Origin of the sequence: Clostridium lentum, assembly GCF_014287815.1 — a bacterium.
GTDB lineage: Bacteria > Bacillota > Clostridia > Clostridiales > Clostridiaceae > Clostridium > Clostridium lentum.
The window spans coordinates 137,648-151,321 of the sequence record NZ_JACOOQ010000005.1; the positions used below are offsets into that span (position 1 = coordinate 137,648).

General features: G+C 27.5%; 11 protein-coding genes and 1 pseudogene. 11 read left to right on the top strand and 1 reads right to left on the bottom strand.

Annotated elements, in window-relative coordinates; genetic code table 11:
* Window positions 1–391: 391 nt before the first annotated feature.
* From H8R92_RS04730 to H8R92_RS04740, 3 genes and pseudogenes are all read left to right on the top strand, one after another.
* Window positions 392–3,556, top strand: a complete 3,165-nt coding sequence (locus H8R92_RS04730; RefSeq protein ID WP_207722800.1) for a DUF3427 domain-containing protein — start codon at window positions 392–394, stop codon at window positions 3,554–3,556.
* A gap of 93 nt (window positions 3,557–3,649) precedes the next feature.
* The gene (locus tag H8R92_RS04735; RefSeq protein ID WP_186834836.1) at window positions 3,650–4,258 is read left to right on the top strand and encodes a nuclease-related domain-containing protein; all 609 of its coding nucleotides are present in this window, start codon (window positions 3,650–3,652) and stop codon (window positions 4,256–4,258) included.
* Window positions 4,259–4,428: 170 nt separating this feature from the next.
* Window positions 4,429–5,268: pseudogene (locus H8R92_RS04740) on the top strand (P-loop NTPase family protein); the annotation flags it as partial.
* 721 nt (window positions 5,269–5,989) lie between these two features.
* Here H8R92_RS04740 and H8R92_RS04745 read toward each other — a convergent pair.
* The gene (locus H8R92_RS04745; protein WP_186834837.1) at window positions 5,990–6,970 is read right to left on the bottom strand and encodes a LacI family DNA-binding transcriptional regulator; all 981 of its coding nucleotides are present in this window, start codon (window positions 6,968–6,970) and stop codon (window positions 5,990–5,992) included.
* A 195-nt stretch (window positions 6,971–7,165) separates the two neighbouring features.
* On the opposite strand from H8R92_RS04745, the gene H8R92_RS04750 reads away from it, so the two are divergent.
* From H8R92_RS04750 to H8R92_RS13460, 8 genes are all read left to right on the top strand, one after another.
* Window positions 7,166–8,449, top strand: a complete 1,284-nt coding sequence (locus H8R92_RS04750; protein WP_186834838.1) for an ABC transporter substrate-binding protein — start codon at window positions 7,166–7,168, stop codon at window positions 8,447–8,449.
* 19 nt (window positions 8,450–8,468) lie between these two features.
* Window positions 8,469–9,437 carry a carbohydrate ABC transporter permease gene (locus H8R92_RS04755; RefSeq protein WP_330606879.1) on the top strand — a complete coding sequence of 323 codons (969 nt, stop codon included), beginning with the start codon at window positions 8,469–8,471 and terminating at the stop codon, window positions 9,435–9,437.
* A gap of 12 nt (window positions 9,438–9,449) precedes the next feature.
* Window positions 9,450–10,292, top strand: a complete 843-nt coding sequence (locus tag H8R92_RS04760; protein ID WP_022166507.1) for a carbohydrate ABC transporter permease — start codon at window positions 9,450–9,452, stop codon at window positions 10,290–10,292.
* Between the two features lie 29 nt (window positions 10,293–10,321).
* Window positions 10,322–11,791, top strand: a complete 1,470-nt coding sequence (locus H8R92_RS04765) for a glycoside hydrolase family 32 protein (protein WP_186834839.1) — start codon at window positions 10,322–10,324, stop codon at window positions 11,789–11,791.
* Window positions 11,792–11,831: 40 nt separating this feature from the next.
* Complete coding sequence (locus H8R92_RS04770; RefSeq protein WP_186834840.1) at window positions 11,832–12,764, top strand: carbohydrate kinase family protein; 933 nt, start codon at window positions 11,832–11,834, stop codon at window positions 12,762–12,764.
* Window positions 12,765–13,055: 291 nt separating this feature from the next.
* Window positions 13,056–13,181, top strand: coding sequence for a hypothetical protein (locus tag H8R92_RS13325; RefSeq protein ID WP_279287098.1), 126 nt, complete (start codon window positions 13,056–13,058; stop codon window positions 13,179–13,181).
* A gap of 53 nt (window positions 13,182–13,234) precedes the next feature.
* Window positions 13,235–13,561 (top strand): IS3 family transposase, encoded by a 327-nt coding sequence (locus H8R92_RS04775; protein ID WP_186834841.1) that lies wholly within the window; start codon window positions 13,235–13,237, stop codon window positions 13,559–13,561.
* A partial coding sequence (locus tag H8R92_RS13460; RefSeq protein ID WP_366461207.1) for a DDE-type integrase/transposase/recombinase occupies window positions 13,557–13,674 on the top strand: 118 nt, incomplete at its 3' end. The genes H8R92_RS04775 and H8R92_RS13460, both read left to right, overlap by 5 nt.

Here is a 13,674-nt window from a genome sequence, read left to right on the forward strand (position 1 = left end):
TTTTGTTATTAAAAAACTTACCTTTCGCAAGAAAATAATTTATTCATTAATAATACCTATTTCTATAAGTATAGTTTATATTACAATTATATATTTTATTTATAATTCAAATAAATCTGAACTTCAATTACTTACAATTTTGTTTATATGGAATTCATTTTTAATTTTCACTTCCAATATTATTTATTTATGTTTCTATAAACTATATCTTTATTTCTATCAAAAAAGAAAAATAAAATTTAAATTATTGTGATTTATAATAGTTATACTACCCATTAGCAACCTTGATTTAAAAATAAAAGAAAATAGAGAAATATAATGACTTATACAACTTTACTAAAAGTAATATGATAAAATTTAGATTATATTTTAAATTATTGGATGGTGAAAGATGATAAAAGAAGGATTATATGAACAAATAATAAATGAAGAAGTATTAGAAAATTTAAATGAATTAGATAAAGAAAAATATATAATTGATAAAGAAAAACTTGATAATGAAGAAGCTAGAGCCATATTGGCTCAATACATAGAATCAGTAATAAGGAAAGCATTAAATTATGTAAGAGATAAAGCTAAGGAAGATAATGAAAAACTTCTTAAGCAAATAGAAGCATGTAATAAAATAGTTTACATATTAAGTGAAGTGTCCAATGAAGATGATATTAAAAAATATAAAATAAGTGAAAATGGAGAAATGCTTACAGCTCTTTATTCTAAAATAAATAATAAAAGAGCAATATCTAAAGAAAAAGCCATAAGGCCAGTTACACCAATATCACAAAGTTCGCTTTTTACAGGTGCAACAATGGAACCTAATATGCTAAGTGAACTTAATAAAGAAATCCTTTCATGTGATTCAATAGACTTACTTGTGTCCTTTGTTAAATGGAGTGGAATAAGATGTTTAATTGAAAGTTTAGAAGAAGCAGCTTTAAATGGCAAAAAGATAAGAATAATAACAACATCATATATGGGAGCTACAGATGAAAAAGCCATATATGAATTAGCAAAATTACCTAATATAGAAATTAAAATTTCTTATGATACAGAAAGAACAAGACTTCATGCTAAGGCGTACATGTTTAAGAGAAATACAGGTTTTACTACAGCTTACATTGGTTCCTCCAATATATCAAATGTTGCTTTAACTTCAGGATTAGAATGGAATATTAAAATTACAGAGCAGGATTCTTTTGATATAGTTAAGAAGTTTGAAGCTACTTTTGAAAGTTATTGGAATGATGGAGAGTTTGTTTTATTTACTGGTACGGATGAAGACAAGCTTAAATTAAGAATGGCATTAAGAAAAGAAAATAAGGAAGTGGAAAGAGAAAATAATTTTCTTTTTGATATTAAGCCATATTCTTATCAAAAGGAAATACTAGAAAGATTAGATGCTGAAAGAAAACTATTTAATAAGAATAAAAATTTAGTGATTGCTGCTACAGGTGTAGGAAAAACAGTAATATCAGCATTTGATTATAAAAATTATTGCAAAGAAAATAAAGGTCAGGTAAATAGACTTTTATTTGTTGTACATCGTGAAGAAATCTTAAAGCAGGCAAGAGATACATTTAGAGCCATTTTAAAGAATAATAATTTTGGTGAACTTATGGTAGGTGGAAGAACTCCAGAAAATATAGATCATTTATTTGTATCAATCCAAAGTTTAAATAGTAAAAAATTATTTGAAGTAACTTCAGAAGATTATTATGATTTTATAATAGTAGATGAGTTCCATCATGCAGCAGCACCTTCATATCAAAAGCTTTTAAGTTATTATAAGCCTAAGATATTATTAGGACTTACGGCTACACCAGAAAGAAATGATGAAAAAGAAATCTTTTCATATTTTGAAGATAGAATAGGTGCTGAAATCAGACTACCAGAAGCAATAGATAGAAAGCTTCTTAGTCCATTTCAATATTTTGCAGTTACAGATAATATTGATTTATCAAAGGTCAAATGGACTAGAAAGGGATATGATATAGCAGAACTTAGTAATGTTTATACTAATGATGATTTAAGAGTTTCTCAAATAGTTAATAGTTTAAATAAATACATTACTGATATAAATGAAATTATAGGATTAGGTTTCTGTGTAAGCATAGAACATGCTATTTTTATGGCTAAAAGATTTAATGAACTTAATATACCATCAATAGCTTTAACATCAAAAAGTACTATAGAGGAAAGAAATAAAGCTAAAGAAAATTTAGTAAATGGTAATATTAAATTTATTTTTGTGGTTGATCTTTATAATGAAGGGGTAGACATACCAGAAGTAAATACTATTCTTTTCTTAAGACCAACAGAAAGTCTTACTGTATTCCTACAACAATTAGGAAGAGGATTAAGATTAAGTGAAGGTAAGGAATGTTTAACTGTTTTAGATTTTGTAGGGCAAGCACATAAAAATTATAATTTTGAAGAAAAATTTAGAGCACTCATTGGTAAGAGCAATAGATCTGTAAAAGATAATATAGAAAATGGATTTTTAACTTTACCTAAAGGGTGTTATATTCAATTAGAAAAGCAGGCCAAGGAATATATTTTAAGAAATATAAAATCCACAGTAAATAATAAAAATAAAATAATAAATCTTTTAAGAAATTTTAAAAATGAAAGCTTTTCAGAACTTACCTTGGAAAATTTCTTAAATCATTATGAATTATCATTAGTAGACTTTTATGGTAAATCAGGAGATAGAAGTTTTGCAAGAATGTGTGTAATGGCAGGAGTTAAAGAAGATTTTAATGAGGAAAATGAAGTTGAAATAACAAAGAAGCTAAGAAACTTATTCCATATAAATTCAAGAAGATTAATAGAATTCTTTAATAAGATTATCGATGAAGAAATTGATATTTATAATGTAAATAATGAAGAAAAGTTAATGATGAATATGATGTATTATACTTTTTATAATAACTGTCCAGAAAAAGAAAACCTAAATTCATTACAGGAAGGTTTAGAAAGACTTTTAAAGAATAAAACTATGATGGCAGAAGTTAAGGAAATATTAAAATATAATTATCATAAATTAGGATTTGTGGACAAAAGAGTTGAACTTGGATTTGATTGTCCTATGGATTTACATTGTAACTATACAAGAGATCAAATAATGGCAGCTTTAGATTATTTTAATGGAGAAAAGAAACCAGCTTTTAGAGAAGGAGTAAAATATTTTGCAGATAAAAAGCTAGATGTATTCTTTATAACCTTAAATAAAAGTGAGAAAGATTTTTCACCATCTACTTTATATGAGGATTATGCTATAAATGAAAAGCTATTCCACTGGCAGAGTCAAAGTACAACTTCTGTAGAAAGTGTTACAGGAAAAAGATATATTAATCATAAAAAAGAAAACTCTAAAATAGTACTATTTGTAAGAGAAAATCAAAAGGATAATGGAATAACCTCTTCATATACTTATTTAGGATTAGCAGAATATAAAAGTCATATGGGAAGTAAACCTATAAGTATTACTTGGCAGTTACAAGAGGAAATCCCTAGCTGGATGATTAATAAGGCAAATAAGAGCATTGTAATATAATTTATATAATAATATATATTATAAAAATATTAGAGTATAAAAAATGATAAATATGTTAAGAAATAAAGAAGATATATTAAAGCGAGATACGAAATGATAGTTGAAATTATAATCTTATTCATTATATCTTTTTTAGTAAAAAAGAAGTATTTAGATAAAGGAAAACTTGGGGAAAGAAGTGTTTCAAAAAGACTAAAAAGATTAGATAAGAATAAATATAAAGTAATTAATGACGTAATATTAAAAACTTCTAGAGGTACAAGTCAAATAGATCATTTAGTAGTATCAAATTATGGAATATTTGTAATTGAGACTAAAAATTATCAAGGGTGGATAGTAGGGGGTGAAAATGCTGATAATTGGCAACAAATAATATATAACAAAAAGAACTTTTTTAGAAATCCTATTAAACAGAATTATGGTCATATTAAAGCAATAGAGGAAAATTTAAAAGTAAATAATAAGATTGAATATATTTCTATTATTGTCTTTATGAATAGATGTGATTTAAAAGTTAACACTACAACACCAGTAGTATATGTTTATGACTTATTAAAGGAAATATATAAATATAAAAAGCATGTTCTTTCAGAAGAAGAAGTTAAAATTACATATAAAATGCTTTTAAAAGCAAATAAGAATTCTATGTATATGAGATGGAAACATTTAATTAATGTAAAGAACAATATGAAGAAGTATTGATTTAGCAAACTAATTAATCTAGAATTAATATATTAATATATTAATATTTAATGCAATAGGAGGTGGAATATGGCGCTATATTTAAATACAAATAAGAATCTTGAAAATTATAAGGAATTGTATAGAAGCAAATATTTTATAGATAAATCATTAATTATAGATAATTTAAACCTAATGTTAAAATTAAGGAAAACTATGCTATATGGGATATACTAAATGAATTAAATGAAAAATTTATATTTATTTTTGATGAGTGGGACTATATATTTAACAGTAATCTTTTTAAGGAAGATCAAAATGAGTTTTTATCATTTTTAATGAAGTTTTTAAAGGATCAGCCATATGTATCTATTTGTTATATGACAGGAGTATTGCCAATAAAAAAATATTCAAGTGGTTCTGCACTTAATATGTTTGATGAATATACATTTTTAAAAGATAGAATATATGATGAATATTTTGGTTTTACAGAGGAAGAAGTATTAGAATTATATAATAAAAATAAACGGATGGATTTTAAAGAATTAGAAAATTGGTACAATGGCTATTTAACAGCTACTGGAATAAAAATTTATAATCCAAGATCAGTGGTAAAAGCACTTGTTAATAACTATTGTGAAAGTTATTGGACTAATACAGGAGCTATGAATGAAGTGGCAGAATATCTTAAATATAACGTTCTAGACATCAGAGATGATGTAATAGCAATGGTTTCAGGAGAAGAAATTGATATTATTATTAATGAAGAATATAGAGCAGGCCAAGGAGCACCAAGAAATAAAGAAGAAATATATTCTGCTATGATAGTGTTAGGATTTTTATCTTATTATGCCTTTATAGTAGAATTGAAAAAGGATGAAGATCCTGAAGTTGCAATAAATCAAATAAAAGAAAAAGAATATGTAGAAAAATTTAAGAAGGAAAATAATCATCGTTTAAGTTTAGCTGTAGCCATATGTTATGATTCTAAAATGAAGGAACATTATTGTAAAATTGAAGAGTTAAGATAAAGGAAAACAGTATAATTAAGAGAATATCTTAAACTTAGAATGTATAGTTATTACGATTAGATATTAATTATACAAGGTATAAATGGTGATGTAGTAAGCAAATATAAATTAATTATTCAAAAAAATAACCTAAATATATTAAAAAAATTAATGTGTTTAGGTTATTTTTATATATTAAATAAAAATAACTGCAGAAATGTAGCTTAAATAAGCCATACAGATATAATTAAATATCTGTAAAAGTGAAATTATTCATGGGGAAAAATTATTAGAAAGGAAGAAATAATTAAATTTGTTTGTAAAATGCGTGAAGTTGAATATTCCATTAGAGGGATTGTTAGAGAATTAAATATGGCAAGGAAAACTATTAGCAAGTATATAAATCTAATATAATAGTTGTCTATAGTTCTTAAGGTACTAAAAAAAGAAAGGATGAGTATTAGTTGAATATACTGATAAATTAATGAATATATCTTTTTAACATTTAAGTTTAATGATATTAATATATTGCAATAAAACAGGGAAGTATAGTTTTCTAAATGTAATACAATATTCAGATGGTTTTAGTGCATTAATTACAAAATTACGCAAAAGGGAGTAGGATGGCCTTGTCCTACTCTTTTAAAAGGTTACAGAATAGGGACTGTTGAAAGAATTGTGTAATATCAATTCTATCAACAGTCCCAAAGAAAAAGCCATAAGACCAGTTACACTAAAAAAATTAAGTAGTATTACCTCTTTTCAAAGACACAGGTAAAATAATTTTTTTCTCAATATAACTATTTTTTTTATTAATAAGATTAATTAATGTTTTTACAGCTTCCTTAGATAAGTCCTTAATAGGTTGTTGTATTGTTGTTAAAGTAGGATAAGTAAGAGCACAAATAGATAAACCATCATATCCCACAACCTTTACATCATTAGGAATATTTTTATTACGTTTAATTAACTCTTTAATTGTAGCTAAAGCAATAGTATCAGTGGCAAATATACCATCAATATCAGGATTATTATCAAGTGCTTCTTGGATAATTGAAGAATAATCTAAAAAAGAGAAGAAATTAATAGGTAATTCTACTGTATTTACTTTAATATTTTTTCTTTCCAATGTGTCATTAAAAGATTTATGACGGTCATTAGATGGAGTAGGTACTTTTAAGCTTCCAGAAAAATGAAGAATATTAGTACAACCACAATTTAATAATTCAAGTGCTGCTAATTTACCACCTTCTATATGATCTGAACATACAATAGGAATATCATCTCCTAAATATCTATCTAAAGCAACAATTGGTAGATTTAGATTTAAATAATCTTCAATTTTTAAAGTATGGCTACCTATTATAATTCCATCTACTTGATTTCTTAAAAGCATATTTATATATTCTTGTTCTCTACTACTACTATTATATGCATTACAAAGCATTAACTTATATCCTAATTTATATAATTCTTCTTCTATATACCTAGTTTCTTCAGCATAGAAAGGAGTACTAATGTCAGGTAGGATTAAACCAATTATATTAGACTTCTTTTTAAATAAACTTTTAGCAATTTCATTTGGTTGATAATTTAAGTCCTTCATAGCATTAAAAACTTTATCTTTGGTGGCTTGTGAAATATAGCCTCGATTATTCATTACTCTGGATACTGTAGAAACAGATACACCCGCTTTAATAGCTACATCCTTTATATTTGTCAAATTACTCACCTCTCCTTATATCTTAATATCCAAAAAGTAGCATTGTCAATTAATAGAAAAAAATAAAAAATATTATATGCAAACCGGTTGACATATTCCAAAATTTGGATTTATAATATAAATGTAAACATTAACAATGTATATAATAATATGCTAACTGATTAGCATATGCAATAAAAATATGAGGTGGTATAAATGTTGAGAAGAGGAAAGATATTGTCTTTAATTTTAACTGTAGGAATGTTATCAGCTAATATTTATGGATGTTCATCATCAAATAATGCTACAGATAGTGTGGCAAAGATAACTGTTTGGACTCAAGAGGGACAAGTTGTTGAGCAAGAATATTACAAAAATGCAATAGAACAATTTAATGAATTATATGCAGGTGAAATAGAAGCTAGTTTACAAATGATACCAAGAGGGAATGGGTATGAATACGAAAATAAAATAAATGCAGCAGCAACTTCAGGTAGCTTACCAGATATTATAGCTATGGATGGTCCATCAGTTGCTAACTATGCAGATTCAGGAATAATAGTTCCAATTGATGAATATTTCACAGAAGACAAGCTAGAAGATTTTGTTCCGTCAATAATAAAACAAGGAACAGTTGATGGACAATTATATGCACTAGGAGCAGCAGAATCTACTGTGGTTTTATTCTACAATAAGGATGTTTTAGATGCAGCAGGAATACAAGCTCCAACTACATTAGAAGATGCTTGGACTTGGAAAGAAGTATATGAAATATCTAAAAAATTAAAAACTAATGATATGTATGGAATTAATTTAGATTGGGATTTAGGTGAAGGTCAAATTTATGCATTTGCTCCAATGATATGGTCAAATGGAGGAGAGTTACTTTCAGAAGATGGTAAAAAAATTGATGGATATTTAAATTCTGATAAATCCATTGAATCATTAGAGTTTTATCAAAAATTTGCAGTAGAAGGATTAATAAATCTTCAACCATTACCAAATGATTTTGAAGAAGGAAAATCAGCTATGTATTTAATGGGATCATGGGAAATTCAGACAATAGAAGAAAGCTATCCAGATTTTAACTATGGTATAACATACTATCCTAAATTCTCTGAAAGTAGTAAAGTAGTTTCACCATCAGGGGATTGGTGTTTTGGTATTACTTCGGGTTCAGAAAACCAAGAAGCAGCAGCTAAGTTACTTGAATTCTTAACATCAGCAGAAGAAGTAGAAGAGTATTGTTCAGCTATAAGCAAACCACCAGCAAGAATATCTGTATTTGATAATATGGAAGAATATCAAGATGAAAATAAAAAGGTTATAAAGGAGCAAGTAATAAATACAGCACATCCAAGACCAATTTCAACATCTTATCCAGTATTATCAAGTGAATTTGCATCAGCATTACAAGATATAAGAACTGGGGTAGACGTTAAAGACGCTTTAGCTAAAGTAGTTACTCGTTTTAATGAGGATATAAAGAGAAATAATTAATATATAAGTAATGAGAATTATGGCTTTTAGTCATAATTCTCTTAGAAAGGTAGGTATTGTATTAATGCTAACAATTAAGAGAAATACAGAAATTAAAACAGATGTAACTTTAAAAAAATCAATGAGTAAAGAAGCAGTAGCAGGAATGCTATTTGTCTTACCAGCAGTTATATTTATTGGTTTATTTTTAGTGTTACCGGCCATACTTGCTTTTGGATATAGTTTTCAACAATATAATATGCTAAAACCAGCACAAAAAGTTTTCATTGGATTAACAAATTATATAGATGTTTTAAAGAATCCAGCTTTTTATAAGAGTTTGTTTAATACAGTATATTTTGCAGCAATTGTAGTACCGCTTCAAACTATAGTTGCATTAGGATTAGCATTATTAGTTAATACAAAGTTAAAAACATCAAAGGTGGCACGTATTTGTTTCTTTAGTCCTGTGGTTACATCCATGGTTGTTGTAGCTATATTATGGACATTCTTATATAACAGAGATAGTGGTCTTATAAATTCACTTTTAAATTCTATAGGAATACAATCACAGCCTTTCTTATTAAGTGAGAAACAAGCTATGAATTCTATTATATTCATGTCTATATGGCAAGCTGCTGGATATCAAATGATGATATTTTTAGCAGGTTTACAAGATGTTCCAGGAGATCTATATGAAGCAGCTAGCTTAGATGGTTGCAATTGGTGGGAAAAATTTAAAAATGTTACATTACCATGTATAAAAAATGTATCAAGTTTTGTAATTTTAATTACTACTATCCAAGCTTTTAAATTATTTACACAGCCTTATATAATGACAGGAGGCGGCCCTAATGAATCAACAAAAACACTTGCATATATGATATATGAACAAGGTTTCCAATATAGGAATGTTGGATACTCATGTGCAATAGCAGTAATTTTCTTCTTAGTAATATTACTAGTATCAGGTGTTGTGAAAAAGGTATGTAATGTAAATGGAGATTAGGGGGGAAGGATTATGAAAAGAAATCAAAAAAGGACTTTAAGTAAAGTTTTAGCATATATATTTCAAATAAGTTTATCATTAATATTTGTATTACCATTAGTATGGATGATTGTATCATCATTAAAGCCAGAGGCAGATTTGTTTAAAGATATGAGTTCTATAGCAACATTTTTTGTATCTAATCCATCATTAGATAATTATAAGGAAATGTTATCTAGATCATTAGTATTAAAAAGTACACTAAACAGTATGATATATATTGTATTAATACTTCTAATAGGTATACCTGTTAATGCCTTATGTGGATATGCGTTAGCAAGATTAAGGTTTCCAGGAAAGAACCTCATACTAAGTGCAATTATTGCATTATATATAGTTCCTTTTGAAACAGTTGTATTACCATTATATTTAGTAAGTAATACATTAAAAATTACAAATACATTCTTTGCATTATTTCTACCTTTTATAGGTAATTGCTTTAATATATTTTTATTTAGGCAGTTTTTCATGTCTCTTCCAAAGGAATTAGAAGAAGCAGCTAGTATTGATGGATGTGGAGTGTTAGGGACTTTTGTAAAAGTAGTATTACCTAATACAAAGCCAGTAATAGCAACAGCAACAGTATTAACAATTGTAACACATTGGAGTGATTTTATGTGGCCTTTAATGGCAGTAACATCACCAGAACATAAAACAATTCAACTTGCTATACAAGGATTCTTTACAGATCCACCAGTAAGATATGCTCCAATTATGGCAGCATTAGTATTCTCAACAATTCCTATATTAATAGTATATTTATTATTACAAAAATACTATGTACAAGGTATTATGTCTAGTGGAATTAAAGGATAAAGAAAAATTTATTTTAGAGAGGTTTTAATATGGCAAATAATCATAAGGAGAAATTAGAACAAGCACAGAAATATGTAGATTCAATAAAAAATCAAGTAGCATTAAGTAAATATAGGCAAGGATATCATTTCATGGCACCAGCATCATGGATTAATGATCCAAATGGATTTATTCAGTATAAAGGTAAGTATCATTTATTTTATCAATATAATCCATATGATTCAAAATGGGGATCAATGTATTGGGGACATGCAGAAAGTGAGGATTTAATTAAGTGGAATCACTTGCCAATAGCTTTAGCTCCTAGTGAATTTTATGATGATGATAAAGATGGAGGATGTTTCTCAGGTAGTGCTGTAGATGATAATGGCGTGTTAACGTTAATGTATACAGGTACCACTACTAGTGAAGAGGGAACAGTTCAAGTTCAATGTATTGCTACAAGTGATGATGGAGTAAATTTTGAAAAGTTTGAAGGAAATCCAGTAATATTACCTAACTTTATTGAAGGAAATAGAGATTTTAGAGATCCTAAGGTTTGGAAAGAAGGAGACCTTTGGTATGTAGTGATAGGAACTACTAAAAATAATGAAGGAAGAGCTTTATTATATAGTTCATGTGATTTAAGACAATGGAATTTTGTAAGTGTTTTAGCAGAATCCAATGGTGAGCTAGGAAGTATGTGGGAATGTCCAGATTTCTTTAAGATTGGAGATAAACATGTTTTAATGCTATCACCAATGGAGCTTGGAAGTACAATTACAATGTATTTAGTTGGAGATATGGATTACTCTACAGGAAAGTTTACATGGACTCAAAAAGGAAAAGTAGACTTTGGATTTGATTTTTATGCTCCACAATCATTAGTAGATGATAAGGGTAGAAGAATAGTAATAGGTTGGGCTAATAGTTGGCCTTGGATGAAATGTTTTACTGATTTTGGCCCTAATATGGAAGATAAGTGGAATGGTGCAATGTCTTTACCTAGAGAGGTTAAACTTGATGAGAGAACTGGTAAGTTAAAGTTTATACCAGTGGAAGAGATTAGAGATTATAGAAAAGAAGAAAATAAAGTTCAGTTAAATACTCTTAATGGAAGTAAGGATATAATAATTAGAAATAAAGATAGATATGAAATGTTATTTAATATTGATTTAAAAGCTACAACTGCTAAGGAACTAATTATTAAATTAAGAGAAAATAAAAAGGGTGTAGCTATTTTAAGGTTAGATATTAAAAATAAAAAGTTAATATTTGATAGAAATAATTGTGATGGTTACAATAAAGGAATCAAGAGTTGTGATTTAGATTTATTTGAAGATACATTATCTGTGAATATATTCTCAGACAATATATCAATTGAAGTATTTACTGATGATAATAAAGTAGCTATGTCAAATAACATTTATCCATTAGAATGTAGCAATAAAGTAAATTTAGAAGCTGTTGATGGAGAAATTGTATTTAATAGCTTTGATATTTGGAGAATTGAAGTGTAATACGTAAGTAGCAGATTTGTTAAATGAAAGGTGATTGTTTATGAAAAAAGTACTTTGTCCAGGAGAAGCATTAATTGATTTTGTTTCAATGAATGCAGGTAAATCCTTAAAAGCAACTAATGGATTTATAAAAAAAGCTGGAGGAGCACCCGCTAATGTTGCTGCAGCTATATCAAAGTTAGGCTGTGAAGCATATTTTTGTGGAAGCGTTGGAAATGATGCTTTTGGAGAGTTTTTAGAAGATACTCTTATAGCAAACAATATAAATACTGAATTAATGTTTAAGTTAAATGATCATAATACTACATTTGCATTTGTTTCATTAATGAAGGATGGAGAGAGAGATTTTGAATTTGCAAGAGATGCAGATGGGTATTTACCATTTGAGTATATTGAAAAAGAATTAGATAGATTTGATCTATTTCATTTTGGAAGTGCAACTGCATTTTTAGATGGTCAGTTAAAAGAAACTTATTATAAAATAAAGGATTATGCTTTAAAAAATAATAAATTAATTTCTTTTGATGCTAATTATAGAGATGCTTTATTTGGAGATAAGCAAGAAGTATTTATTAATTGTTGCAAGGAATTTATTGCAGATAGCGATATAGTAAAGTTAAGTGATGAAGAAGCAATGCTTATTAGTGGCATGGAAAATATAGAAGAGGCAGCTAGAGCTATAGTGAATTTAGGATGCAAGAATTTAATAGTTACTTTAGGGAAATTAGGTGCATTACTAACTACTAAAGAAATGCAAGTTTTAGTACCTACTAAGGAAATTGAAATGAAGGATGCAACAGGAGCAGGTGATGCATTTATAGGTGCAGTTTTAGCTCAGATATTAAATGAACCAGATAAGAGTATTGTAGAAATTGTTAAGTTGGCTAATGTAGTTGGGGGACTAACAACAACTAGAATAGGGGCTTTAGAATCTATACCAACATGGAGTGAAGTTTTTGAATATACGAAATAAAATATGAAAGTTAAAGTAATGTAAAGTGGTTAGTGATAAATCATGGTGTTAGTATAAAGTAGTGGACACATTAAGACGAACTAAGTTAAAATAATATTTAGTTAAGAAAGGATGTGTCCATTATGGGAAAGGGCAGAAGATACGATCAAGAATACAAGGATATGATAGTAGAGTTATTTAAATCAGGAATGAGCTTAGCAGAGCATCGTCTACGAATATGGCATTGCAAAATCAACAATTAACGGCTGGATTAAAGATGTAAAAGAAATTAAAGTAGATGAAAATGAAGTTATGACATTAAAGGAAGTAAAAGCTTTAAGAAAAGAAATGGCAATAATTAAAGAGGAAAATGAAATATTACACCAAAGGCGGGCTTTAGCCAAAAAAGCTATGGCCATATTTGCAACAAAAAATTAGATGAAGTTATAGAATTTATAAATAATAATAAAAGCAAACATGATATTAAGACTATGTGTACCGTTCTAGGTGTAGCCAGAAGCACATATTATAAATCTTTTGATAAAACTAAATCTGCAAGAGAACTAGAAAATGAGGAATTAAAATCAGCTATTAAAAGGATATATAAAGAGAATAAAGGCATATATGGTGCTCTTAGAATTCATTATATACTTGGTATAGAAGGCTTCAATGTATCGTTGAAGCGAGTTCAAATACTAATGACTAAACTTGGCCTTTGTGCAGTAACTGTAAAAAAATACAAGCCACATTCAAGTAAAAAAGGTAGCAGAAGATTTAGAAAACGTTTTAAAAAGAGACTTTACAACTACTTCTATTAACGAAAAATGGGTAGGAGATATTACATATATTCATACTAGTAGGGATGGTTGGTGCTATTTAGCTTCAGTTCTTGACTTACATTCTAAAAAAATAATTGGCTACGCTTTCGGTA

What these genes read in the sequence shown, in the direction of transcription:
- H8R92_RS04760 (WP_022166507.1), top strand. Translation starts at nt 9,450, where the DNA reads ATGAAAAGAAATCAAAAAAGGACTTTAAGTAAAGTTTTAGCATATATA.
- H8R92_RS04765 (WP_186834839.1), top strand. Translation starts at nt 10,322, where the DNA reads ATGGCAAATAATCATAAGGAGAAATTAGAACAAGCACAGAAATATGTA.
- H8R92_RS04775 (WP_186834841.1), top strand. Translation starts at nt 13,235, where the DNA reads ATGTGTACCGTTCTAGGTGTAGCCAGAAGCACATATTATAAATCTTTT.
- H8R92_RS04730 (WP_207722800.1), top strand. Translation starts at nt 392, where the DNA reads ATGATAAAAGAAGGATTATATGAACAAATAATAAATGAAGAAGTATTA.
- H8R92_RS13325 (WP_279287098.1), top strand. Translation starts at nt 13,056, where the DNA reads ATGACATTAAAGGAAGTAAAAGCTTTAAGAAAAGAAATGGCAATAATT.
- H8R92_RS04735 (WP_186834836.1), top strand. Translation starts at nt 3,650, where the DNA reads ATGATAGTTGAAATTATAATCTTATTCATTATATCTTTTTTAGTAAAA.
- H8R92_RS04770 (WP_186834840.1), top strand. Translation starts at nt 11,832, where the DNA reads ATGAAAAAAGTACTTTGTCCAGGAGAAGCATTAATTGATTTTGTTTCA.
- H8R92_RS04750 (WP_186834838.1), top strand. Translation starts at nt 7,166, where the DNA reads ATGTTGAGAAGAGGAAAGATATTGTCTTTAATTTTAACTGTAGGAATG.
- H8R92_RS04755 (WP_330606879.1), top strand. Translation starts at nt 8,469, where the DNA reads ATGGCTTTTAGTCATAATTCTCTTAGAAAGGTAGGTATTGTATTAATG.